Source organism: Mucilaginibacter phyllosphaerae (assembly GCF_004378255.1).
In the GTDB taxonomy this organism is placed as follows: Bacteria; Bacteroidota; Bacteroidia; order Sphingobacteriales; family Sphingobacteriaceae; genus Mucilaginibacter; species Mucilaginibacter phyllosphaerae.
This window is the reverse complement of sequence record NZ_SNQG01000002.1, coordinates 336,373-358,196: the sequence shown is the minus strand read 5'-3', so window position 1 is coordinate 358,196 and position 21,824 is coordinate 336,373. Positions and strand designations below refer to the sequence as shown.

Here is a 21,824-nt window from a genome sequence, read left to right as displayed (position 1 = left end):
GTAGCAGAGCATCATTCATCTACTTTTTGGCTGCCTTTATATAATATGGTAAACGGCTATTAGTATGATAGATACATTTGCTTTAAATTACAGCGCATGGCCAAACATCTTCTGCTTATCCTGATGCTATTTAGCGGCATTAAATCATTTGCTCAAAACAAATTCACCATCAGCGGCACCATCCGCGACGAAGCTACCGGCGAATCTTTAATCGGCTCGTCTATCAGGATAAAGGAGCTTGCTGCCACGGGCACTGCCGCCAATACCTACGGCTTTTATTCGTTAAGCGCACCCGCCGGCGAATATACCCTGGTGGTAAGTTATATTGGTTATGATACCCGCGAGCAAAAAGTATCACTTGGTAAAAGCCTGGTGGTTAACATTTCTTTAACTGCAAAAAACAGCTTGCAGGAGGTGGTGATCCGGTCTAACAAACCGAACAACGACAATGTGGCTTCGCCCCAGATGGGGCTCGAAAAGCTGAGTATGGCGCAAATAAACAACGTGCCGGTTGTACTTGGCGAAAAGGATATTGTAAAAACCATCACCTTAATGCCCGGGGTAAAATCATCCGGCGAGGGTAATGGCGGGTTTTATGTAAGGGGCGGCGCGTCTGACCAGAACCTCATCCTGCTGGATGAAGCTACCGTTTACAATGCATCGCATTTGTTCGGCTTCTTTTCTACCTTTAATTCTGATGCGATAAAAGATGTAAGCCTGTATAAGGGCGGCATGCCGGCGCAGTATGGCGGCCGGTTATCATCTGTGCTGGATATTAAGATGAATGAGGGTAACAATAAGCAGTTTACCGTTCAGGGCGGCATTGGGCTGGTGGCATCGCGCCTTAAGGTAGAGGGGCCTATCGTAAAAAACAAGGGCTCCTTCATGATCAGTGCACGGCGCACCTACATCGATGCCTTTTTAAAGCTTTCTAAAGACTCTACCCTCAACGGCAGCTCCTTATATTTTTATGATATAAATGCCAAGGCCAACTACCATTTTAATGATAAGAACGCTATTTACCTTTCGGGATACTTTGGTAAGGATGTACTGGGCATAAAAGACCAGTTTGGCACCAATTGGGGAAACAGCACCGGTACCCTGCGCTTTAACCATTTATTTAGCAACAGGCTGTTTTCTAACACCTCGCTTATTTACAGCAATTATAACTATACCATTCAAAGCTTTAGCAGTAATGATGAGTTTAAAGCCGTATCTAAAATTACCGATTTTAACCTGAAGGAAGACCTGCAATACACCCTAAGCAACACTCATTCACTTAAATTCGGCTTTAACCTGCTGCATCACAACATTCAGCCGGGCAGCATCACCTCATCAGGTAATTCGAGCTTTAACAATGTAATTACCGAAAAACGCTACGGGCTGGAAAGCGCCCTTTACCTGAGCGATGAATGGAAGGCTACCGATAAGCTTACCCTGCTATATGGGCTGCGGCTAAGTAACATGGCCTTGTACGGGCCGGGTTCTTTTAATACTTATGATGCTGCCGGCAATATTACATCGTCTCAAAGCTACGGTTCGGGCGCTGCGGTAAAAAGCTATCTTAACCTTGAGCCACGCTTTTCGGCAAGCTACGCCACAAGCGATGCCGCATCTTTTAAGCTGTCGTATAACCGCAATACGCAAAACATTCATTTACTTACTACATCCAGCAGCTCGTCGCCTACAGACCTGTATGTGATGAGCAGTAATAACATAAAGCCCGAGATCTCTGACCAGGTATCAACAGGCTGGTTCAGAAACTTTAAAGATAACACGTATGAATTTTCTGCAGAGGTTTACTACAAATGGCTGCAAAACCAAATAGATTATAAAGACGGCGCACAGCTGATAGCCAACCAAAATGTAGAATCTCAGCTGGTGTATGGCACAGGCCGGGCCTACGGCCTGGAATTGTTTTTTAAGAAAAAATACGGGCGCTTTAACGGGTGGGTTGGCTATACCCTGTCTAAAACAGAACGTAAGTTTGATGCCATTAATAACGGCAACTATTACCCTGCAAGGCAAGACCGAACGCATGATGTATCTGTAGTAGGCATTTATCAGCTCAATAACCGCTGGACATTTTCGGGCACCTTCCTGTACGGCACGGGCAATGCGGTTACCTATCCAAACGGTAAATATAATATTGGCGGCCTTACTACCTATTCTTACTCGCAGCGCAACGGCTACCGCCAGCCGGCCACCACACGTATTGATATTGGCGCAACCCTGGAAGGTAAACAGCATAAAAGGTTCCACTCCAGCTGGACATTTGGTATCTATAACCTTTTGGGCTACGATAACCCATATAGCATTGCTTTCCGCGACAGCAAAACGATCCCCAATACTACCGAGGCCGTGCAAACCAGCATCTTCTCTACCCAGGTACCCTCAGTTACCTGGAACTTTAAATTCTAAGCTTAAAACACATGAAAATAAAAAACTACCTTCTGCCTGTAACAGCCTTTATGATGCTGCTGTTGCACACATCGTGCGAAAAGGTGATTGATGTTGATATTAAAGACGATACCGGCATTGTGGTTATTGAAGGGAATATTACCGATGTAACCGGCCTGCAAACGGTTAAAATAAGCCGCAATACCTCTTTCGATAACACCAATACCTACCCTGCAGTAAGCGGCGCAACCGTTAAATTAAATGACCAGGCCGGCAACGAATACCAGATGGCCGAAAGCCAACCGGGCACTTACACCTACGGCCCCCTGGCCGCTATCGCCGGCAGCACCTATACCCTTTCTGTATCGGTTGACGGAAAAACCTACACGGCCACATCAACCATGCCCGGTTTAGTGGCGCTTGATTCGCTCTCGTCCCGAAACAGGCCTACAGATGATCAGGAACGCCAGGTACTGGTACATTATAAAGACCAGGCCGGCATCAGCAATCAATACCGGTTTGTACTGTTTATAAACGGCGCACAAATTAAAAGTGTTTTTGCTGCCGATGATGACTTTACCGACGGGCGCGCTGTGAATACCATCCTGCGCATAGGATCAGACCTGGATGTGGATATATTACCGGGCGATACCGCCACGGTAGAGATGCAGTGTATCGATAAACCTGTTTATACCTATTGGTACAGCCTGATGCAGCAGCAAAGCAGCGGCGCTTTTGGCTCGGCTACGCCGGCCAACCCGCCAAGCAACCTTAATAACGGGGCGCTGGGCTATTTCAGCGCACACACCACGCAAACAAAAACCATTATTGTTAAATAAAAAGGGGATTGATCATTTGCCTGTTTATCGTTGCCTGCACAGGGCAATTACATGCTCCCCGTATGTTATTATGGCAGACTTATCGCTTCATACAGGTTATTCCTGAATTCGGAAGAATCATATGATAGCATGTAAATTTTACCCCCAACAGTAAAAGCAACATTTAATTCATCATCAAAGGGATTGATATCCACAGGTTCGTACGCCCAGTGATTAGCCGCCGGATCGAAACTGAATATATCCCGGTTAGAATTGCCCACGTTTTGTACCAGGAAACCTTTTATGGTGTAAATTTTGTTTTTATAAACCACTACCCCCGCCTGCCTGCGCGGTTCCATCATATTTTCTAAAGCTGTCCACTTATCATTAACCGGGTTATACTTATAATCATAAAACCAGCCGCCACATAACACATAAGCTTCGTTATTGATCACCACCGTTGCTGCAGAAGACATGGGGTAATTATCTTCATAACCCGTCCGCATATCTGCTATCCGCAACCAGCTGTTGGCCCCCGGCGTGTAAACATACCAGTCATCCAGCCCCTTCCGGTCATTCCCGATATAATGATATCCCGCCCCCAGGTAGATCTTACCACCCAGGCTGAACAGTGCCGATTCCCTGCGTGCAGGGCCCGAATAGTTTGCCCTGGCGATCCATGTACCATTGGATGGCTCACATTCATAAAAATTAGTTGCGGAAAGAGAGTTGTATAAGTAAATTTTACGGCCATTGGTACCTACACGGAAATCACCAGGATCCGGAAGCATATTGCCAACCCTTGTCCATGAAAAATCTGCCTGGTTAAAGCGCCACAGGTACACCCCTTCGCCGTTTGAGTTTTTGAGCGGGGCAACCAGATATACATTTGCACCTACCGTTAACGGCGTGGCGTAATAAGCAGAGAACGGAAGCCCCTCGTGCACCAGCACCCAGTTATTTTTGATCTTTATATCTACCGGGTAAGTAACCTCGTATTCAAGCAGCTTAACCTTAACCGTAGTTTTACGGCCCGGATAGGCCTGATAAGGTAATTTGAACGATATCGTCCCGTTATCAGTTACGCTTGCACCCGCAGGCTTCCCATCCAGCGTTACCGCAAACGGCCCCAAAGGATGAAAGTATTTCCCTTTGATCACGATCTCGTCACCAATAAATGCCTCGGGCGTAACACTGGTAATTACCGGCTTCAAAACCTCAAATTGCGGGTTGGATGCCACCACTGTTTGCACCTGCGAAGTTACGCTGATAGCAGAATGGATACTTTTGATCTCGTCGGGCACAAGTACTTTCAGCTGGCTTTTAGACCACGAAACCACCCTGGCATCTGCATTACCAAATTTAACCAGCAACCTAAAATAATTAAAATGCGCTCCCTTTATCACTACCGTATCCCCGATGGCCTGCGTAGGCGTAAAAGAAGTGATCACCGGCGCATTCAGGGTAACATAATCCTTTAGCCCCACCGTTTGGCCGTTATACTGCAGATAAACAGTGGTGGTGATACTATCAGCAATAGAAACAGGCACTATACAACGCAATTCTTTACCGTTATTTGAAACAACCACAGCGGTATTTTCACCAAACCTAACTTTTGTATCAGTCGGCAAATTATTACCCGTAATGGTAATGGTGTCTCCCCAGTCGGCCTTTACCGTACCCTGAACCGGGTTTACACTCGGTAATTTACTTTCCGGAGCATCTTTTTTACAGGCATTAACAAAAAATGCTACCGCAATAACAAATAGTAAACGTTTAAACATGTGATAAGGATTGATACATTATTCTGATTCTAAAGATAATCTTTTGAATTAAATAACGCTGCAATTTCAAAGCACGCGCAGATACGATGAGCAATACCAGCCGGGGCTTACAGATAACTTAACCACCATTGCTTATGCGTTTTTTTATAATTGGAGAACCATTTACAAGGGTAGTACAACGCCAGTATTATTGCCAGCCAGATCAGGTAAACCCAGCCCAGGCTAAACCCAAAGCCGGGTGGCTCAAAATTAAAGGGCATGTTTGGGGTAACTATCTGCGATGTTTTAAAGCCCTGCAAAAAGAAAACAACTACCGTGAGCATCCTGATAAGATAAAAGTGCAGCACATAGTAAAAGAATGGCACACTGCCGTAAACCTGTAAAAAGCGGGCCAGTTTGCCTGTAGCTGTTTCGGCAAGGGCCAGCACCAATATGGCCACAGACAAGGTAAGGCAGCAATAAATTAAAGATGGCGGATACTTGCTTACATTCATAAAAGACAAGAAGCTGTACACATCTGTTTTTTGGATAGACCAGGGCGCCGGGTCGCCGTAAAAATTGGTGAGCCTTAAAGCCAGAAACACCAGGAAAAAAAACAGCGAACTGTAGATCAGCAATACCTTCCTGTCAATATACCGGTATTTAGCTTGGTATAAAGCCCCAAAAACGTAGCCTAAAAGCATCACGCCTGTCCACGGGATCACGGCGTACAGGGCAAATACCAGGTGGGTTTTGTCGAGGAAGAAGAGAGCCCCGCGCGAGGTAAAGAACAGCTTCATCAGCACATCGCCGGCACCGTTTGCGGGCAATTTTATGGTATTTAACCAATCGTGCCCCGCTATGATCAGTATGGCTATTGCAGCTATTGCGGGCAGCGGCAACCATATCAGTAAGCCAAGCAATAGCATACTTATCCCTATGGCCCAGATCACCTGCAGGGCAATACCATGATAAAGCGGATCGAGCGTTAAGGCCAGCGAAATAATGGCTATCTCTACAAACACAAGCCACAAGCCACGTTTTATTAAAAACAGGCTCAACTCTTTTTTAGTGCGCCGCATACCGGCAAGGTAGGCCGACAGGCCACTTAAAAAAACAAAAGTGGGTGCGCAAAAATGGGTTATCCAGCGGGTAAAAAAAAGTATGGGCGTAGTGGTTGCAAGGTTGGTAGGGTCGCTCATCATGGCGCCTGTGTGAAAATACTCCCGCACATGGTCTATTGCCATTATCAGCATAATAACGCCCCGCAATATATCAATTGCCTGGATCCGTTGCTTGTTGGATAAGTTAGCGGTCATGCTTAAATCAGTTTAAACTTAGGTGAATAAATCTAAACAAAAATCTATTACCTGCAGCAGTTCAATTTATTCAGTTTCGGCAACAGGCGCTTCCTGCTTGCCGGCGCGTTTGCGCAGATACAGCCACGATAAAAGATACAAGCCGGGTACCCCCAGCAAAAAACCTCCAAAAACATCGGTAAACCAATGCGCCCCAAGGTAAATGCGCGAAAACGGTATAGCAAAAATAAGGAACCCGCTGACCAGCCCGACCACGTACCTGATCAACCTGGGGATATTTTCTAACTGAAACATCAGCAAGATCAAAAAGCCGAAGAAGATCACATAAAACATCATATGCCCGCTCGGGAAGCTCTGCTGGGTGGTTTTAAAAACTATCCTCACCAGTGATTCTGAAGGCCTGGGGCGGTTAACCAGCGCCTTTACCAAGGTACTTATTAAGCCCGATGCGCCGGTGCACAGTACAAAAAGCGCAGCCTTTTTATATTTAAATAAAAAAAATATCAAAGCCGTTGCAGCCACCATAATTACCGATTCGGGCATGTAGCCGGGCGTGCTGATCAGGTACATCAACTCATCTATAAAAGGGTTTTGACGCTCCTGGATCTCGTGCGAGATCTTCAGATCTATAGACATGGAAGGATACAGCACCACCAAAACAGACAGGCCAACAAATCCAACAACAATAAGGCTTAGTACTAACAGCAGTATATGCTGCCTGCGTATATTCATTAATTTATATCAGGTCTTTTAAATGTTTGTAGTTGGCTTTAATGGTATCCACCACTTCGTCCATCCGCCCGTTCAGCATCAGCTTGGTCATGGAAAGGGCCATGCCCTTTACCTGCCCCAGCTCGATCTTTGGCGGCATAGCCAGGGCGTTAGGGTCTGTAAATATATTAATTAAGGCCGGGCCTTTATACATTAAAGCTTCTATTAATCCTTGCCTGGCGTCATCCGGGTCGGTAATGGTGATGCCCTTCATGCCCATTGCTTTGGCCACCATGGCAAAATCGGGGTTGTGCATTTCGGTTTGCCAATCGGGCAGGCCGGCAACCTCCATCTCCAGTTTCACCATCCCTAACGACCGGTTGTTAAAAACAACGATCTTTATGGGCAGGTTATACTGCGTAATGGTAGCCAGGTCGCCCAGCAGCATAGAGATCCCCCCATCGCCGCATAAGGCAATCACCTGCCTGTCCGGGCAGGCCAGGGCCGCGCCGATGGCCTGCGGCATCGCATTGGCCATAGAGCCATGATTGAACGAGCCTATCATCTGCCGTTTACCGGTGGCATTAATATAGCGCGATCCCCATACGCACGACATGCCGGTATCCACCGTAAAAATAGCATTATCGGCAGCCAGTTCATCAATCAGGCTGGCAATATACTCGGGGTGGATATTATCCTTTTTACCGGCATCATCCACATAAATCTTCATGTTTTTTTTCACCTCGCCGTAAAACTCCAGTTGGGCCTTTAAAAAGCTATCGTCCGTATGCTGTTCTACCTGCGGTAACAGGGCGGCAAGGGTATCCTTTACCGTTCCGCTTAAACCTACATCAACATTGGCGCGGCGGCCTATGCGTTCGGGTTTAATATCCACCTGTACAATTTTGCAATCTGTAGGCATAAAAGGCGTGTACGGGAAATCGGTACCCAACAATATCAGCAGATCCGACTCATGCATACTGTGATATGCCGACGGCAGGCCCAAAAGGCCGGTCATCCCCACCTCGTTAGGGTTATTGTACTGGATATCCATTTTTGAGCGGAAAGAATAGGCCACCGGCGCATTAAGTTTTTGCGATAAGGCAACTACTTCATCATGCGCACCGGCGGCCCCTATACCACAAAAAATGGTAATTTTTTTATGCTGATTAACCAACGCGGCAAGCCTGGCAATATCTTCATCGTTGGGGCGGGTTAAGGCAACCGGGTTAAAATTTTGGGTAGATGTGGTGATCTCGGCGGCGTCCATGCTGGTCAGGTCGCCGGGCAGGCCAATTACCGATACCCCTTTGCGGTGCAGCGCCGCCTGGATACCCGCCTGCAGCATACGCGGCAGCTGCTTTGGCGTAGTAGCAACCTGGTTATAGTGGCTGCAATCGTCAAATAATTTTATGGTGTTTGTTTCCTGGAAGTATTCGGTACCATACTCAAAGCTGGCTACGGTTGATGCAATGGCAATTACCGGCGCGGCAGAACGGTGCGCGTCATACAGTCCGTTTATCAGGTGTACATGCCCCGGCCCGCTGCTGCCCGCGCAGCAAGCTAAATTGCCTGTTATCTGTGCCTCGGCCCCGGCGGCGTAAGCGCCGGCCTCTTCATGCCTTACGTGCACCCACTGAATGCTCCCCTCGCGCCTTACAGCATCGTTAACTTCATTTAAGCTATCGCCTGTTACAGCATAGATCCTTTTTATTCCCGCTTTCACCAGCATTTCAACCAGTTGGTCTGCTACGTTTGCCATATTGTAATGTTACTATATAATCTTAACCCAATTAGCAGGCGGGGGTTTTGAATATTTGGTGAAATCTTTTTGCTGTGACAAACATAACAGGGATTTAAATTCACTTGAATATATGCAGGTTTATCGCTTTTATCTATATTTAGATAGCTAATATCTAAACTGCTATCAAAACTTCTTTAAAGCCTTATGTATCACAAAAAATATGTTTTTTTTGCCTTAAGCATCGCTTTCGCCTCGTTAAACTGCACGGCATACAGCCAATCGGTTACTTATGATCTGGCTATAAAAAATGTAACACTTTATAACAGTAAAACCAAAAAGCTACAAAAACACCAATCGGTTTTAATAAATGCTGATACAATTGCAGCTATTATAAAAAGCTCGAAACCATTTAGTGCAAAAAAGATAATTGACGGGAACGACCGGCTCATCGTTCCGGGTTTTATTGACACACATACGCATTTGAAAAACGTATATGGCAAAATAAGTAACGACGAAAAAGCACCTGTTAACCTGGATAGAAAAAAGCTTGCGGATACTTACTTAAAATATGGAACAACTACCATTATAGATATGGGGCAACCAGAACAGTGGATGGATACATCCCTTAACTGGCAAAAAAATCCGTTACCTGCGTACCCTAACATTTACATATGCGGCGGGGCAATCGTTTCGGCAGAAAAGGGGAGAAAAACTTACATGAACCATGTAGTAGTAAACAACCCCGAAGATGCCAGATTAAAAGTTATTGCATACGCAAACAAAGGTTTAGAACACATTAAAATATACTGGCGGTTAAGAGAGCCCGAGATGAAAGCTGTTATTTTAGAAGGGAATAAACAGCATTTAACAATAAGCGCCCATATCGATAACAATGTAACCTCTATTTGGGATGCTATTGATTTAGGTGTAAAAAATATAGAACACATGCTTACCCTGCCACCTGCAGTGCTCAACCTAAAGGATAACTTTAAGGTTATTCAACAAAGGTATGGAGTTGGGGATGACGACAATGTCGACAAGTTTCTTGCAAGGATCCTGCTATTTTATGGATATATCAGTGAGAATCCTCAGTTAAATTCCAGGTTGGAAGCTTTGCTTGATAAGATGGCAAAAAATAAAGTAACCTTAAGTACTGCAATACATTTTATGGGTTCAATTGCCGGGAAAACCTATTTCAATACATCATTATCAGATCTGGATGCTCCCGACCTGTCCGGCTATACTACCGCGCAAAAGGATATGCTATCAAAGTGTTTTGATGTGATGATGAATTATCTAAAACAGGCCCATGATAAGGGTGTAAAAATACGCATAGGCACCGATTGCAAAGATGGCGGCAAAGCCTTTTTATCTGAGCTTTTGCTGTTACACGAAGCTAATTTTACAACCGCAGATATTTTACAGATTGCTACATTGAACGGTGCACAAGCTATGAATATTGACAGCAAATATGGTTCGATAGAAAAAGGTAAAAAAGCTGATCTGATTATATTTAGCAAGAGCCCTTATGATAATTACAAAAATTTCCTTTCTGAAAAATTGATCGTTAAAGGCGGTAAGATCTATTAGTAAGAACAGGCCTCGCAAACAAAAAAAGCCTCCGGACAGGTCCGGAGGCTTTTGTATCCTTTTAAAGGGTGTAATTAATTACTCGCCTTTTTCAGCATTTCCTTCTTTATCTGATGCTGCAGGAGCTTCAGTTGCAGGCGCTTCTTCAACAGCCGGTGCAGTTTCTGCTACTGGGGCAGCAGTTTCTGTTGCGGCGGCAGCTGGTTCTGCTTTAGCTTTAGAAGCACCACCACGGCGACGTGTTGATTTTTTCTCAGCCTTAGCTTCAACATCCTTACCGTAAACGGTATTGTAATCAACCAATTCAATGATGGCCATTTCGGCGTTATCGCCTAAACGGTTCTCTAACTTCACAATACGTGTGTAACCACCCGGGCGGTTAGCAATTTTTTCGGCAACTTCACGGAACAGGATGTTCACGGTATCTTTGTCTTGCAAATAGCTAAACACGGTACGGCGAGAGTGCGTAGTATCGTTTTTTGATTTAGTTAAAAGGGGCTCAACATAACCGCGCAGGGCTTTTGCTTTTGCCAATGTTGTTGTAATACGCTTGTGTAAAATAAGCGAAGATGCCATGTTAGCCATCATCGCTTTGCGATGGCTATCGGTACGGCCTAAATGGTTTACTTTTTTTCCGTGTCTCATTTGTTTGTTAATTTGTGCACGTGCATACCGTTGGGCGACTCTTCAATCAAGCCCGCGGAATTATGCCCTCGCCTATTATTAGTGATTAGAGGTTAATGATCAGAGATTAATTTCTAATCCTTCGCCCCATTTTCTTTATAAAGAATTAGCGATTAAAAGCACGAGAACTAATCTCAAACTTCTAATCGCTAATCTCTAATTATTCTTCGTCTAACTTAAATTTAGAAAGGTTCATACCAAAAGATAATCCTTTTGATTTAACCAGGTCCTGAATTTCGGTCAGTGATTTTTTACCAAAGTTTCTGAATTTTAACATATCAGCCACATCGTAAGAAACCAGGTCTGCCAGGCTGCGGATATCGGCCGCCTTTAAGCAATTTAATGCGCGAACAGAAAGGTCAAGATCAACCAACTCCGTTTTAAGGATCTTACGCATGTGTAAAATTTCCTCGTCAACTTCTTTAGTTTCTTCTTTAGCCTGCGCCTCTAACATCATGTTCTCGTCAGAGAACAGCATAAAGTGCTGGATAAGGATCTTGGCAGCTTGTTTCAAGGCATCTTCCGGATGGATAGAACCATCTGTAGAGATATCCAGGATCAGCTTCTCGTAATCTGTTTTCTGCTCAACACGATAGTTCTCTAAAGTGTATTTTACGTTTTTAATTGGCGTAAAGATAGAGTCGATAGCTATCACACCTACGTTAGCATCCGGATTTTTGTTTTCTTCGTTGCTGATGTAACCACGGCCTTTAGCAACAGTAAGCTCAACTTCAAGCGTTACTGATGAATCCATATTACAAATCACCAGATCAGGGTTTAATACGCTAAAGTTGTTTGAAAACTTGGTAATATCGCCTGCAGAAAAAGTATCCTGGCCGTTAATGATCACAAATATTTTCTCATTATCGCCCGATTCGCCTGTTTTCTTAAAACGAACCTGCTTTAAGTTCAGGATGATCTCGGTTACATCTTCAACCACACCTTTGATGGTCGAAAACTCGTGCATCACACCAGAAAAACGTACTGATGTAATAGCATAACCTTCTAATGAAGAAAGTAAGATACGACGCAGAGCATTACCAATGGTTACACCGAAGCCTGGTTCTAACGGACGAAACTCAAACGTGCCATCAAAATCATTTGATTTCTGCATGATAACCTTGTCTGGTTTTTGAAATGCTAAAATTGCCATTTATATCTTTTATTTATTGTTTATTAATAGATTTGAGATGTTAGATTGGAGATAGGAGATGAACATTTCTTATCTTAATTCTTTCACCGTTTTGATTTATCTTAAAATGCGAAATCTGCGACACGTATTTTGTCTCAGATCTCACATCTCAATTCTCATATCTTATTTAGAGTATAACTCGACGATCAGGTTCTCTTTGATATTCTCAGGGATTTCATCGCGGTTTGGATAGTTTAGGAATTTACCTGACAGTTCATCAGCGTTCCATTCTAACCAGCTATACTTATTTATTTTACGGCCAGCTACTGAGTTAGTAATGCTTTCCATTGTTTTTGATTTTTCGCGTACTGCAATAACGTCACCAGCTTTAAGTTGGTATGAAGCGATGTTTACAACGCTGGCATTAACAGTAATGTGCTTGTGGCCTACCAGTTGGCGTGCACCAGAACGTGTAGGTGCAATACCTAAACGGTAAACTGCATTATCTAAACGTGCTTCTAAAAACTTTAATAAGTTTTCGCCGGTGATACCTTCTTTAGCAGATGCTGTATGGAATAAGTTTTCGAACTGACGCTCTAACACACCGTAAGTGTATTTAACTTTTTGTTTTTCCATTAACTGTACTGCGTACTCAGATTGCTTTCCTCTTCTTTTAGAAGCGCCATGCATACCTGGTCCGTAGTTTTTTCTGTCCAATGCTTTATCCGGACCGAAGATCGGCTCGCGGAACCTACGCGCAATTTTTGATTTGGGGCCTGTATATCTTGCCATTATTTGTGTGTTTTAAAGTATCAAACAGCCCGCAGCTGCCGAATCTTAGCTTTAAACTTGGGTTAATTAAACTCTTCTTCTTTTTGATGGACGGCAACCGTTGTGCGGAAGCGGGGTGATGTCCTTAATAGTAGTTACTTCGATACCTGTTGTTTGCAGGGTACGGATGGCAGACTCGCGGCCTGAACCCGGACCTTTTACAAACACCTCTACCTTGCGCAGGCCTAAGTCATAAGCAACTTTACCGCAATCGGCAGCAGCCTGACCGGCAGCATAAGGGGTATTCTTTTTAGAACCTTTAAAACCCATTTTACCTGCAGATGACCATGAAATAGCCTGGCCACTTTTGTTGGTAAGGGTGATAATGATGTTGTTAAAAGTTGCATTGATGTGTGCTTCGCCAACCTGCTCAACAACAACAATACGCTTTTTGGTAACTTTTTTGCTTTTAGCCATTTTGTTTTTTAATTATTGATTTAGTGAATTACTGAGTTAATGATTTAACCCGGGCCCACCAATCGTTTTAATTTTATATTCCTGGCAAGCTTAAAGTATCAATTACTCACCGCTCACCAATCAACTATTTACTATTTAGTAGCTTTCTTTTTATTAGCAACTGTTTTACGCTTTCCTTTACGGGTACGTGAGTTGTTTTTGGTGCGCTGGCCACGTAACGGTAAACCTTTACGATGGCGGGTACCGCGGTAGCAACCAATATCCATTAAACGTTTGATGTTCAGCTGAACTTCTGAACGCAATGCACCTTCAACTTTTATCTGATCGTTGATGATGGTACGGATGGCAGTTAACTGCTCATCATTCCAATCCTGCACTTTAATGTTAAAGTCGATACCGGCTTCAGTTAAAATGTTTTGGGCGGTTGTACGGCCAATACCGTAAATATAGGTTAAGCCTATTTCGCCTCTTTTATTCTTTGGTAAATCAATACCGGAGATCCTTGCCATATTTGTTTGTTGTTTTAAGTAATACCGAACGGCGGGCCACCGTTGTGCGGTTTATTACAATTTCTTTTTAATTATCCCTGACGCTGTTTGAACTTAGGATTCTTTTTGTTGATCACATAAAGTTTCCCGTTACGGCGGATGATCTTGCAATCAACACTGCGTTTTTTAATGGATGCTCTAACTTTCATCTCGTTGCTTATTTATATCTGTAGGTTATTCTTCCTTTTGTTAAATCGTATGGGCTCATCTCCAGTTTAACCCTGTCGCCAGGTAAAATCTTGATGTAGTGCATACGCATTTTGCCGGATATGTGTGCAATAATCTCGTGGCCATTCTCCAGTTCAACTCTAAACATCGCATTAGATAATGCTTCGCGAATTGTACCATCTTGCTCAATCGAGGATTGTTTTGCCATATTTTACTGATTATTACTTGATTATCCGCCCTTAAAGCGGGATGCAAAATTAATAAAAATATTTTAATTTTTATTTTTTTCTTCTAAAACTTTATCAATGTATTCAAACGTCGATAAAACGTCTGGTTTGCCCTTTTTTACAGCTACCGTATGCTCGTAATGTGCCGATGGTTTTTTATCGGTGGTTGATACCGTCCAGCCATCATCCCAAAACTTAACACCGGCACGGCCCGCATTGATCATCGGCTCGATGGCAATTACCATTCCTTCCTCTAACTTAATGCCTGCGCCGCGTTTACCATAGTTTGGCACTTCGGGCTTCTCGTGCAGGCGTGTGCCTACCCCGTGCCCAACCAGCTCCTTTACTACGCCAAAACCGTTCTTCTCGGCATGCTCCTGCACTGCGTAGCCTATATCGCCTATGCGCATGCCTACAACAGCCTTCTCTACACCAAGGTTTAAACACTCGCGGGTTACGCGCATTAGTTTTTTTGTATTTTCGTCTACCTCGCCAATGGCAAAGGTAAAGGCCGAGTCGCCATAGTACTTGTTCAGTACCACACCGCAATCAACAGATACCAGATCTCCTTCTACCAAAACATGTTTGCCTGGGAAACCATGCACCACCTGATCGTTAAGCGAGATACATAAAGAGAAAGGGAAACCGTTATAATTTAAAAATGCCGGAACCCCTCCATTATCACGGATAAAGGTTTCGGCAAGTTTATTTAATTCTAAAGTAGTTATACCGGGGCCAATAACTTTAGCTATCTCCCCATGTGTTTTGGAAACAAGTAAAGAACTTTCTCTTATCAGTTCTATCTCTTCGACAGACTTATAAATGATCTTTGACATGTATTATTAAATAACCGGCGGGGTTGCACCCGTAGCTGTAGGGATACTTGCACGGCCCTTGATCCGGCCTGTTTTCATTAACCCGTCATAATGGCGCATTAACAAATGGCTCTCTACCTGCTGTAAAGTATCTAAAACTACACCCACAAGGATGATCAATGATGTACCGCCAAAAAATCTTGCAAATAAGCTACTTACACCTACCAAACTGGCCAGGGCCGGTACGATAGCGATAATAGCCAGGAAAATAGAACCCGGCAGGGTGATCTTAGAGATAACCCCGTCGATATAGTCGGCTGTAGATTTACCGGGCTTAACACCAGGTATAAAACCGCCGTTCTTTTTCATGTCATCAGCCATCTGATTAGGATTAACTGTAATAGCCGTATAGAAATAGGTAAACAGTATAATCAATACACCAAATAATACGTTATGCTGCCACGAGTTGTAATTTGATAAAGCAATTAACAAACCGTTTGCACTTGTAGACGGGAAGAACTGAGAAACCGTTGTAGGTATAAACATTAATGCCTGGGCAAAAATAATAGGCATTACACCGGCAGCATTTACCTTTAAAGGTATATACTGGCGCACACCGCCATATTGTTTGTTGCCTACAATACGTTTAGCGTATTGTACTGCAATTTTACGTGTACCCTGCACTATCAGTATGGTAAACATTACCACGCCAAGCAGCGCTACAATTTCTACAATAAAGGTAATTAAACCACCCGGGCCGCCCGTACGTGAGTTAAATTCAACAACAAAGGCACTTGGCAACTGGGCAATGATACCCACCATGATGATGAGGGAAATACCGTTACCGATACCCTTATCCGTTATCTTTTCGCCTAACCACATTACAAATAAGGTACCGGCTGTTAATACGCAGGTATTTAATATGGTAAAGTATGGGTTGGCAATCAGCATGGCATCGGCACTTATCTGCGATTTTAAGTAACCGATAGCTTGCGCTGCGGTTATGATGATCGTAAGATAGCGTGTCCACTGGTTTATTTTATTACGGCCGCTTTCGCCTTCTTTCTGAAGTTTAATAAAGTAAGGTACCGCAATACCCAACAATTGCACCACAATTGAAGCAGATATGTAAGGCATAACACCCAATGCCAAAATAGACGAACGTGAGAACGACCCGCCGGCAAACATGTTTAAAAGGCCTACAATTCCTTCTTTATTTTGTGAAGCATTCAGTGATGCCGCGTTTACACCCGGCAAAACAATAAACGAACCGACACGATATATCAAAAGAAATAAGAGTGTGTTTATGATACGCACTCTTAGATCTTCAATTTTCCAGATATTGGATAATGTGGTGAAAAATTTCTTCATCGAAATTATAACTTAACAATAGTTCCGCCGGCTGCTTCAATAGCTTTTTGTGCAGTAGCAGTAAATGCATGTGCCTGAACTTCTAATTTAGCTTTTAACTCGCCACGGCCAAGGATCTTCACAAGATCGTTACGAGAAACCAAACCATGCTCTTTTAAAGTTGCGAAATCAACTGTTGCCAGTGAATATTTCTCAACCAGTTGCTGAAGAACATCCAGGTTCACACCTGTATATTCAACACGGTTAGGGTTTTTAAAACCTACCTTAGGCACACGGCGCTGTAATGGCATCTGGCCACCTTCAAAACCTACCTTGGTAGATGTACCTGAACGTGAACCGGCACCTTTGTGGCCACGGGTTGACGTACCGCCACGGCCAGAACCTGTACCACGGCCAATTCTTTTCCTATTTTTAGTAGAACCTTCTGCAGGTTTAAGATTACTTAAATTCATGATTATTAAATATTTTCTACTGCTACCAGGTGGTTAACTTTTCTAACCATTCCTATAATAGCCGCAGTGGCTTCAACTTCCACGCTGTGGTTAATTTTTTTAAGGCCTAAGGCCTCAACGGTTTTTTTCTGGCGCTCGCTTCTGTCGATAACGCTTTTGATCTGTGTTATTTTGATTTTCGACATGACTGATTATCCGTTAAATACTTTACCTAAACTAATACCGCGTTGTTGCGCTACGGTAACGGCATCACGCAGTTGCGCCAATGCAGATACAGTTGCTTTAACCACGTTGTGCGGGTTTGATGATCCTTTTGATTTTGCCAGTACGTTATGTACACCAGCACTCTCTAACACTGCACGCATCGCACCACCGGCAATTACACCGGTACCGTTTGCTGCAGGTTTTAAGAATACAAAACCACCACTGAATTTACCTATTTGCTCATGAGGGATAGTGTTGTTGATAATCGGAACCTTTACCAGGTTCTTTTTAGCATCATCAATACCTTTTGCAATAGCCTCGGTAACCTCTTTTGCTTTACCCAAACCGTAACCTACAACACCGTTCTCATCGCCTACTACTACGATAGCAGAAAAACTGAATGTACGGCCACCTTTGGTTACTTTGGCTACACGTTGTATGCTAACCAAACGATCTTTTAATTCGATCTCGCTGGTTTTTACTCTTTTTATGTTGATTGTTGACATTTCTGTTTTCGATTAAAAGTTTAAACCACCTTCACGTGCACCTTCGGCCAGTGATTTAACACGGCCATGGTACAGGTAACCATTCCTGTCAAACACTACATCTTTAATACCTGCGGCAATAGCTTTCTCAGCTACTAATTTACCTACAGCTACCGATTGGTCTGACTTTGTACCATCTGATGTAAAATCTTTTGATAAAGATGATGCAGATACAATGGTTTTTCCTGTTACATCGTCAATAATTTGTGCATAGATGCCTTTGTTGCTTCTGAATACAGATAAACGCGGGCGTGCTGATGAACCTGAAAGGCGTTTTCTGATGCCTTTTTTAATCCTGTCTCTTCTTGATAATTTCATGACGATTATTTTTTAGATGCTGATTTACCTGCTTTTCTTCTCAATACTTCGCCAACAAACTTGATACCTTTACCTTTGTAAGGCTCTGGTGTACGTAACGAGCGTATTTTCGCCGCTACCTGACCGATCAATTGTTTATCGTTTGATTCCAGGATAATAGTTGGGTTTTTACCCTTCTCAGCAGTGGTTGAAACTTTAATTTCTTGTGGTAACTGGAATACATAGTGGTGAGAGTAACCCAACACTAAATCTAATGTATTGCCCTGGTTAGTAGCACGGTAACCCACACCTACTAATTCCTGCTCAATTTTGTAACCTGTAGTTACACCAACTACCATATTGTTTAAAAGCGACCGGTATAAACCGTGTAATGCTTTATGACGTTTTTGGTCTGAAGGGCGTTTAACCAGTAACTGGTCGCCTTCTTGCTCAATGATGATATCTCTATCAACTGCCTGTTGCAATTCGCCTTTTGGGCCTTTTACGGTAACAACATTTTCTGCTGATACGGTAACGGTAACGCCGCCGGTTAATGCGATAGGTGCTTTTCCTATTCTTGACATTGCTTAATTTCCTCCTCTATTAATAAACGTAGCATAAAACTTCGCCACCTACATTTTGCGCACGCGCCTCTTTATCGGTCATTACACCTTTAGATGTTGATAGGATAGCGATACCTAAACCATTTAATACACGTGGCATGGTATCCATACCGGCGTATTTCCTCAAACCTGGTTTACTAATACGTGCAATGCTGCGGATAGCAGAGATTTTAGTTATCGGGTGGTACTTCAAAGCAACTTTGATGCTGCCTTGAGGGCCGTTATCCTCAAACTTGTAATTAGCAATGTAACCTTTTTCGAAAAGCACTTTAGTGATTTCCTTTTTCAGATTTGATGCAGGAATTTCAACAACCCTATGGTTGGCTTTAATAGCATTCCTTACTCTTGTAAGATAATCTGCGATTGGATCTGTATTCATTATTGTTGTTTATGATAGTGGTTTCCTCCCGGTAACGTCCCGGCCGACCTGCTATCGGTTAATTCTTTTTAAAATTCGAGCCGCAAAATTACAAAAAAATTCAAAACATATGGTACTATGTTTTGAATTCTTAATTGCTTACGAATTATGTGGTTGTTACCAGCTTGCTTTTTTAACACCCGGTATTTTACCTGCCAGTGCCATATCACGGAATGTAACACGTGATATACCAAACTGGCGCATGTAACCACGCGGGCGGCCTGTTAATTTGCAACGGTTGTGCAATTTTACCGGTGATGAAGCTTTAGGTAATTTATCTAAACCTATGTAATCGCCAGCTGCTTTTAACGCTGCTCTTTTTTCAGCAAATTTTGCTACTAATTTGGCACGTTTTACTTCACGAGCCTTTACGCCTTCTTTAGCCATTGTTAGTTGGTGTTTGATTTTTAAATGGTAAACCAAATTGTTTCAGTAACTCCAATGCTTCAACATCGTTTGTTGCCGAGGTTACAAAGGTAATATCCATACCCTGGATCTTGTTGATCTTGTCAATGTTGATCTCCGGGAAGATGATCTGCTCAGATATACCTAAAGTATAGTTTCCTTTTCCGTCGAAACCTTTATCGTTGATACCTTTAAAGTCACGAATACGTGGCAGGGCAACAGCAATTAAGCGGTCTAAAAACTCATACATGGTATTGTCGCGCAAAGTAACACGTACGCCAATCGGCATACCTTTACGTAACTTAAAGTTCGAGATATCCTTTTTAGATTTTGATGCAACAGCTTGCTGGCCGGTAATAGTGGTTAACTCGGTGATGGTGTTTTCGATAAGTTTTTTATCGGTAGTAGCACCGCCAACACCCTGGTTGATCGCAATTTTTTGCAATTTAGGAACCTGCATTACGCTTTTGTAGGCAAATTTTTCCTTCAAAGCGGTGCGGATATCTTCCTTATATTTTGATTTTAATCTTGGTACGTAAGTCATTACTTAATTTCCTCCCCTGATTTTTTTGATACTCTAACCAATTTGCCGGCATCGTTTAATTTACGGCCAACGCGGGTTGTTTTACCTGTTGAAGGTTCAACCAGTGCCAGGTTAGATATGTGTATGGCAGCTTCCTGCTTTACAATACCGCCGTTAGGGTTGGCTGCATTAGGCTTGGTGTGTTTAGATACCATGTTGGCACCTTCTACAATAGCCCTGTTTTTATCAATGATAACTTCAACTATTTTACCTTGTGATCCTTTAGAGTCACCGGCAATTACCTTCACTAAATCACCCTTGCGGATTTTTAATTTAGCTGGTTTTGTGTTTTTCTTACTTTCCATATTACAATACCTCCGGTGCTAATGATACAATTTTCATAAATTGTTTTTCACGTAATTCTCTGGCAACAGGGCCGAAAATACGTGTGCCCCTTGGCTCATCCTGGTTGTTTAACAAAACGGCTGCGTTATCGTCAAAACGGATATATGAACCATCTTTCCTGCGAATCTCTTTCTTGGTTCTAACCACTACTGCTTTAGATACGGTACCTTTTTTTACGTTACCTGATGGTAAAGCGCTTTTTACGGTAACTACTATCTTATCGCCAATAGAGGCATATCTTTTACCGGTACCACCTAATACGCGTATTACTAAAACTTCTTTAGCACCGCTGTTATCAGCTACATTTAATCTTGATTCCTGTTGTACCATGTTATTTAGCCCTCTCTAAAATTTGAACTAATCTCCAGTTTTTGCTTTTGCTCAACGGACGGGTTTCCATAATCAATACGGTATCGCCTATACCACAGGTATTAGCTTCGTCATGAGCCATAAATTTGGTAGTCTTCTTTACGAATTTACCATAGATGGGGTGCTTCACCTTCCGCTCTACAGCAACCACAATAGATTTTTCCATCTTATTGCTTACTACCAGGCCGGTACGTGTTTTTCTTAAATTTCTTTCCATTGTTTTCCGACGCTTAAAAATTAATTCTGTTCAGAAGCTGACGCCGCCTTGCGTTTTGTTAGTTCAGTATTTAAACGAGCAATATCCTTGCGCACTTTTGTAATGCGGGTTGGGTTCTCTATGGCCGAAACTGCATGTGCAAATTTCAGTTTAGTAAGAGTTGTTTTTTCCTCGCTCAGTCTTGCTGACAATTCTTCGGTTGAAAGCTCTAAAATTTCTGAGTTCTTCATGTTCTTTATTGTTGTTGTAATGTTGGAAAAGTTTAAATGTTTAATGTTACCTGATGGCAGCTGCAATAACCTTACAACCTTTTCAACATTTACAACTTTTCAACCTTTTATTTATGCTTCTACGTAATCCCTACGTGTTACAAATCTGGTTTGCACTGGTAATTTTTGCGCTGCAAGGCGTAATGCCTCTTTTGCAACTTCTAAAGGTACACCTTCTGCTTCAAAAATCATGCGGCCCGGGCGTACAACTGCTACCCAGTATTCTGGGGCACCTTTACCTTTACCCATACGTACCTCTGCTGGTTTTTTGGTTACAGGTTTGTCAGGGAAAATCCTGATCCACACCTGGCCTTCACGTTTCATGAAACGTGTTACAGCAATACGTGCAGCCTCGATCTGGCGGCTGGTTATCCAGGCGGCTTCGAGTGATTTTATACCGAAAGATCCGAATGAAAGTTCAGCACCACGAGTGGCTAAACCTTTCATCCTGCCTTTTTGCATCTTTCTGAACTTCGTTCTTTTTGGCTGTAGCATTTTCTTAAGTATTGAGATATGAGATATGAGATGTGAGATATAACTTTTCAGTGTCTCTTATCAA

General features: G+C 43.0%; 29 protein-coding genes. 3 read left to right on the top strand and 26 right to left on the bottom strand.

Features of this window, described 5'->3' with window-relative positions:
• The first annotated feature begins 96 nt into the window (after nucleotides 1–96).
• Complete coding sequence (locus E2R65_RS06465; protein ID WP_134335666.1) at nucleotides 97–2,421, top strand: TonB-dependent receptor; 2,325 nt, start codon at nucleotides 97–99, stop codon at nucleotides 2,419–2,421.
• A gap of 11 nt (nucleotides 2,422–2,432) precedes the next feature.
• Nucleotides 2,433–3,239, top strand: a complete 807-nt coding sequence (locus tag E2R65_RS06460; protein ID WP_229704653.1) for a DUF4249 domain-containing protein — start codon at nucleotides 2,433–2,435, stop codon at nucleotides 3,237–3,239.
• Nucleotides 3,240–3,307: 68 nt separating this feature from the next.
• Here E2R65_RS06460 and E2R65_RS06455 read toward each other — a convergent pair whose 3' ends face one another.
• The 4 genes from E2R65_RS06455 to E2R65_RS06440 form a co-directional block, all read right to left on the bottom strand.
• Entirely contained in the window at nucleotides 3,308–5,002 is a 1,695-nt protein-coding gene (locus E2R65_RS06455; RefSeq protein WP_134335665.1) for an IPT/TIG domain-containing protein, read from the bottom strand.
• A 107-nt stretch (nucleotides 5,003–5,109) separates the two neighbouring features.
• Entirely contained in the window at nucleotides 5,110–6,300 is a 1,191-nt protein-coding gene (locus tag E2R65_RS06450) for a DUF1624 domain-containing protein (RefSeq protein WP_134335664.1), read from the bottom strand.
• 66 nt (nucleotides 6,301–6,366) lie between these two features.
• Nucleotides 6,367–7,032 (bottom strand): phosphatase PAP2 family protein, encoded by a 666-nt coding sequence (locus E2R65_RS06445; RefSeq protein ID WP_134335663.1) that lies wholly within the window; start codon nucleotides 7,030–7,032, stop codon nucleotides 6,367–6,369.
• Nucleotides 7,033–7,036: 4 nt separating this feature from the next.
• The gene (locus E2R65_RS06440) at nucleotides 7,037–8,773 is read right to left on the bottom strand and encodes a thiamine pyrophosphate-dependent enzyme (RefSeq protein ID WP_134335662.1); all 1,737 of its coding nucleotides are present in this window, start codon (nucleotides 8,771–8,773) and stop codon (nucleotides 7,037–7,039) included.
• A gap of 186 nt (nucleotides 8,774–8,959) precedes the next feature.
• Here E2R65_RS06440 and E2R65_RS06435 point away from each other — a divergent pair, with 186 nt between their 5' ends.
• Nucleotides 8,960–10,345, top strand: a complete 1,386-nt coding sequence (locus E2R65_RS06435) for an amidohydrolase family protein (protein WP_134335661.1) — start codon at nucleotides 8,960–8,962, stop codon at nucleotides 10,343–10,345.
• A gap of 78 nt (nucleotides 10,346–10,423) precedes the next feature.
• On the opposite strand, the gene rplQ is transcribed toward E2R65_RS06435, so the two are convergent.
• The 22 genes from rplQ to rplP all read right to left on the bottom strand — a co-directional run bounded on the left by rplQ (nucleotide 10,424) and on the right by rplP (nucleotide 21,760).
• Nucleotides 10,424–10,990: a 50S ribosomal protein L17 gene (gene rplQ / locus E2R65_RS06430; RefSeq protein WP_134335660.1), complete on the bottom strand. Its 567-nt coding sequence runs from the start codon at nucleotides 10,988–10,990 to the stop codon at nucleotides 10,424–10,426.
• Between the two features lie 199 nt (nucleotides 10,991–11,189).
• Nucleotides 11,190–12,182 (bottom strand): DNA-directed RNA polymerase subunit alpha, encoded by a 993-nt coding sequence (locus E2R65_RS06425; protein ID WP_134335659.1) that lies wholly within the window; start codon nucleotides 12,180–12,182, stop codon nucleotides 11,190–11,192.
• A gap of 162 nt (nucleotides 12,183–12,344) precedes the next feature.
• Nucleotides 12,345–12,953: a 30S ribosomal protein S4 gene (gene rpsD, locus E2R65_RS06420; protein WP_134335658.1), complete on the bottom strand. Its 609-nt coding sequence runs from the start codon at nucleotides 12,951–12,953 to the stop codon at nucleotides 12,345–12,347.
• A 66-nt stretch (nucleotides 12,954–13,019) separates the two neighbouring features.
• Nucleotides 13,020–13,409 (bottom strand): 30S ribosomal protein S11, encoded by a 390-nt coding sequence (gene rpsK / locus E2R65_RS06415; protein WP_134335657.1) that lies wholly within the window; start codon nucleotides 13,407–13,409, stop codon nucleotides 13,020–13,022.
• A gap of 131 nt (nucleotides 13,410–13,540) precedes the next feature.
• Nucleotides 13,541–13,918, bottom strand: a complete 378-nt coding sequence (gene rpsM / locus E2R65_RS06410) for a 30S ribosomal protein S13 (protein WP_134335656.1) — start codon at nucleotides 13,916–13,918, stop codon at nucleotides 13,541–13,543.
• A 71-nt stretch (nucleotides 13,919–13,989) separates the two neighbouring features.
• Complete coding sequence (gene rpmJ, locus E2R65_RS06405; protein ID WP_082855993.1) at nucleotides 13,990–14,106, bottom strand: 50S ribosomal protein L36; 117 nt, start codon at nucleotides 14,104–14,106, stop codon at nucleotides 13,990–13,992.
• Between the two features lie 8 nt (nucleotides 14,107–14,114).
• A complete protein-coding gene (gene infA, locus E2R65_RS06400) occupies nucleotides 14,115–14,333 on the bottom strand; it encodes a translation initiation factor IF-1 (RefSeq protein ID WP_022833270.1) in 219 nt (72 codons plus the stop codon).
• Nucleotides 14,334–14,396: 63 nt separating this feature from the next.
• Nucleotides 14,397–15,188, bottom strand: coding sequence for a type I methionyl aminopeptidase (gene map / locus E2R65_RS06395; RefSeq protein WP_134335655.1), 792 nt, complete (start codon nucleotides 15,186–15,188; stop codon nucleotides 14,397–14,399).
• A gap of 6 nt (nucleotides 15,189–15,194) precedes the next feature.
• The gene (gene secY, locus E2R65_RS06390; RefSeq protein ID WP_134335654.1) at nucleotides 15,195–16,538 is read right to left on the bottom strand and encodes a preprotein translocase subunit SecY; all 1,344 of its coding nucleotides are present in this window, start codon (nucleotides 16,536–16,538) and stop codon (nucleotides 15,195–15,197) included.
• A 5-nt stretch (nucleotides 16,539–16,543) separates the two neighbouring features.
• Nucleotides 16,544–16,990 (bottom strand): 50S ribosomal protein L15, encoded by a 447-nt coding sequence (gene rplO, locus E2R65_RS06385; RefSeq protein ID WP_134335653.1) that lies wholly within the window; start codon nucleotides 16,988–16,990, stop codon nucleotides 16,544–16,546.
• A 5-nt stretch (nucleotides 16,991–16,995) separates the two neighbouring features.
• Entirely contained in the window at nucleotides 16,996–17,175 is a 180-nt protein-coding gene (gene rpmD, locus E2R65_RS06380) for a 50S ribosomal protein L30 (RefSeq protein WP_067059736.1), read from the bottom strand.
• A gap of 6 nt (nucleotides 17,176–17,181) precedes the next feature.
• Entirely contained in the window at nucleotides 17,182–17,700 is a 519-nt protein-coding gene (rpsE, locus tag E2R65_RS06375; RefSeq protein WP_134335652.1) for a 30S ribosomal protein S5, read from the bottom strand.
• Nucleotides 17,701–17,712: 12 nt separating this feature from the next.
• The gene (rplR, locus tag E2R65_RS06370; protein ID WP_121245921.1) at nucleotides 17,713–18,057 is read right to left on the bottom strand and encodes a 50S ribosomal protein L18; all 345 of its coding nucleotides are present in this window, start codon (nucleotides 18,055–18,057) and stop codon (nucleotides 17,713–17,715) included.
• Nucleotides 18,058–18,062: 5 nt separating this feature from the next.
• The gene (gene rplF, locus E2R65_RS06365) at nucleotides 18,063–18,620 is read right to left on the bottom strand and encodes a 50S ribosomal protein L6 (RefSeq protein ID WP_134335651.1); all 558 of its coding nucleotides are present in this window, start codon (nucleotides 18,618–18,620) and stop codon (nucleotides 18,063–18,065) included.
• A 19-nt stretch (nucleotides 18,621–18,639) separates the two neighbouring features.
• Nucleotides 18,640–19,038, bottom strand: coding sequence for a 30S ribosomal protein S8 (gene rpsH, locus E2R65_RS06360; protein WP_129876202.1), 399 nt, complete (start codon nucleotides 19,036–19,038; stop codon nucleotides 18,640–18,642).
• A gap of 156 nt (nucleotides 19,039–19,194) precedes the next feature.
• The gene (rpsN, locus tag E2R65_RS06355) at nucleotides 19,195–19,464 is read right to left on the bottom strand and encodes a 30S ribosomal protein S14 (protein WP_067059741.1); all 270 of its coding nucleotides are present in this window, start codon (nucleotides 19,462–19,464) and stop codon (nucleotides 19,195–19,197) included.
• On the bottom strand, nucleotides 19,457–20,026 hold the full coding sequence (gene rplE, locus E2R65_RS06350) for a 50S ribosomal protein L5 (RefSeq protein WP_121245918.1): 570 nt from the start codon (nucleotides 20,024–20,026) through the stop codon (nucleotides 19,457–19,459). The genes rpsN and rplE overlap by 8 nt, the downstream gene beginning before the upstream one ends.
• Complete coding sequence (gene rplX / locus E2R65_RS06345) at nucleotides 20,026–20,370, bottom strand: 50S ribosomal protein L24 (protein ID WP_121245917.1); 345 nt, start codon at nucleotides 20,368–20,370, stop codon at nucleotides 20,026–20,028. The genes rplE and rplX overlap by 1 nt, the downstream gene beginning before the upstream one ends.
• 1 nt (nucleotide 20,371) lies before the next feature.
• Nucleotides 20,372–20,740, bottom strand: coding sequence for a 50S ribosomal protein L14 (gene rplN, locus E2R65_RS06340; RefSeq protein WP_073405786.1), 369 nt, complete (start codon nucleotides 20,738–20,740; stop codon nucleotides 20,372–20,374).
• 1 nt (nucleotide 20,741) lies between these two features.
• Nucleotides 20,742–20,996, bottom strand: a complete 255-nt coding sequence (rpsQ, locus tag E2R65_RS06335) for a 30S ribosomal protein S17 (protein WP_134335650.1) — start codon at nucleotides 20,994–20,996, stop codon at nucleotides 20,742–20,744.
• 20 nt (nucleotides 20,997–21,016) lie between these two features.
• On the bottom strand, nucleotides 21,017–21,226 hold the full coding sequence (gene rpmC, locus E2R65_RS06330) for a 50S ribosomal protein L29 (protein WP_134335649.1): 210 nt from the start codon (nucleotides 21,224–21,226) through the stop codon (nucleotides 21,017–21,019).
• Between the two features lie 111 nt (nucleotides 21,227–21,337).
• Nucleotides 21,338–21,760 (bottom strand): 50S ribosomal protein L16, encoded by a 423-nt coding sequence (rplP, locus tag E2R65_RS06325; RefSeq protein ID WP_134335648.1) that lies wholly within the window; start codon nucleotides 21,758–21,760, stop codon nucleotides 21,338–21,340.
• Nucleotides 21,761–21,824: the final 64 nt, after the last annotated feature.

What these genes read in the sequence shown, in the direction of transcription:
- E2R65_RS06465 (WP_134335666.1), top strand. Translation starts at nt 97, where the DNA reads ATGGCCAAACATCTTCTGCTTATCCTGATGCTATTTAGCGGCATTAAA.
- E2R65_RS06460 (WP_229704653.1), top strand. Translation starts at nt 2,433, where the DNA reads ATGAAAATAAAAAACTACCTTCTGCCTGTAACAGCCTTTATGATGCTG.
- E2R65_RS06455 (WP_134335665.1), bottom strand. Translation starts at nt 5,002, where the DNA reads ATGTTTAAACGTTTACTATTTGTTATTGCGGTAGCATTTTTTGTTAAT.
- E2R65_RS06450 (WP_134335664.1), bottom strand. Translation starts at nt 6,300, where the DNA reads ATGACCGCTAACTTATCCAACAAGCAACGGATCCAGGCAATTGATATA.
- E2R65_RS06445 (WP_134335663.1), bottom strand. Translation starts at nt 7,032, where the DNA reads ATGAATATACGCAGGCAGCATATACTGCTGTTAGTACTAAGCCTTATT.
- E2R65_RS06440 (WP_134335662.1), bottom strand. Translation starts at nt 8,773, where the DNA reads ATGGCAAACGTAGCAGACCAACTGGTTGAAATGCTGGTGAAAGCGGGA.
- E2R65_RS06435 (WP_134335661.1), top strand. Translation starts at nt 8,960, where the DNA reads ATGTATCACAAAAAATATGTTTTTTTTGCCTTAAGCATCGCTTTCGCC.
- rplQ (WP_134335660.1), bottom strand. Translation starts at nt 10,990, where the DNA reads ATGAGACACGGAAAAAAAGTAAACCATTTAGGCCGTACCGATAGCCAT.
- E2R65_RS06425 (WP_134335659.1), bottom strand. Translation starts at nt 12,182, where the DNA reads ATGGCAATTTTAGCATTTCAAAAACCAGACAAGGTTATCATGCAGAAA.
- rpsD (WP_134335658.1), bottom strand. Translation starts at nt 12,953, where the DNA reads ATGGCAAGATATACAGGCCCCAAATCAAAAATTGCGCGTAGGTTCCGC.
- rpsK (WP_134335657.1), bottom strand. Translation starts at nt 13,409, where the DNA reads ATGGCTAAAAGCAAAAAAGTTACCAAAAAGCGTATTGTTGTTGTTGAG.
- rpsM (WP_134335656.1), bottom strand. Translation starts at nt 13,918, where the DNA reads ATGGCAAGGATCTCCGGTATTGATTTACCAAAGAATAAAAGAGGCGAA.
- rpmJ (WP_082855993.1), bottom strand. Translation starts at nt 14,106, where the DNA reads ATGAAAGTTAGAGCATCCATTAAAAAACGCAGTGTTGATTGCAAGATC.
- infA (WP_022833270.1), bottom strand. Translation starts at nt 14,333, where the DNA reads ATGGCAAAACAATCCTCGATTGAGCAAGATGGTACAATTCGCGAAGCA.
- map (WP_134335655.1), bottom strand. Translation starts at nt 15,188, where the DNA reads ATGTCAAAGATCATTTATAAGTCTGTCGAAGAGATAGAACTGATAAGA.
- secY (WP_134335654.1), bottom strand. Translation starts at nt 16,538, where the DNA reads ATGAAGAAATTTTTCACCACATTATCCAATATCTGGAAAATTGAAGAT.
- rplO (WP_134335653.1), bottom strand. Translation starts at nt 16,990, where the DNA reads ATGAATTTAAGTAATCTTAAACCTGCAGAAGGTTCTACTAAAAATAGG.
- rpmD (WP_067059736.1), bottom strand. Translation starts at nt 17,175, where the DNA reads ATGTCGAAAATCAAAATAACACAGATCAAAAGCGTTATCGACAGAAGC.
- rpsE (WP_134335652.1), bottom strand. Translation starts at nt 17,700, where the DNA reads ATGTCAACAATCAACATAAAAAGAGTAAAAACCAGCGAGATCGAATTA.
- rplR (WP_121245921.1), bottom strand. Translation starts at nt 18,057, where the DNA reads ATGAAATTATCAAGAAGAGACAGGATTAAAAAAGGCATCAGAAAACGC.
- rplF (WP_134335651.1), bottom strand. Translation starts at nt 18,620, where the DNA reads ATGTCAAGAATAGGAAAAGCACCTATCGCATTAACCGGCGGCGTTACC.
- rpsH (WP_129876202.1), bottom strand. Translation starts at nt 19,038, where the DNA reads ATGAATACAGATCCAATCGCAGATTATCTTACAAGAGTAAGGAATGCT.
- rpsN (WP_067059741.1), bottom strand. Translation starts at nt 19,464, where the DNA reads ATGGCTAAAGAAGGCGTAAAGGCTCGTGAAGTAAAACGTGCCAAATTA.
- rplE (WP_121245918.1), bottom strand. Translation starts at nt 20,026, where the DNA reads ATGACTTACGTACCAAGATTAAAATCAAAATATAAGGAAGATATCCGC.
- rplX (WP_121245917.1), bottom strand. Translation starts at nt 20,370, where the DNA reads ATGGAAAGTAAGAAAAACACAAAACCAGCTAAATTAAAAATCCGCAAG.
- rplN (WP_073405786.1), bottom strand. Translation starts at nt 20,740, where the DNA reads ATGGTACAACAGGAATCAAGATTAAATGTAGCTGATAACAGCGGTGCT.
- rpsQ (WP_134335650.1), bottom strand. Translation starts at nt 20,996, where the DNA reads ATGGAAAGAAATTTAAGAAAAACACGTACCGGCCTGGTAGTAAGCAAT.
- rpmC (WP_134335649.1), bottom strand. Translation starts at nt 21,226, where the DNA reads ATGAAGAACTCAGAAATTTTAGAGCTTTCAACCGAAGAATTGTCAGCA.
- rplP (WP_134335648.1), bottom strand. Translation starts at nt 21,760, where the DNA reads ATGCTACAGCCAAAAAGAACGAAGTTCAGAAAGATGCAAAAAGGCAGG.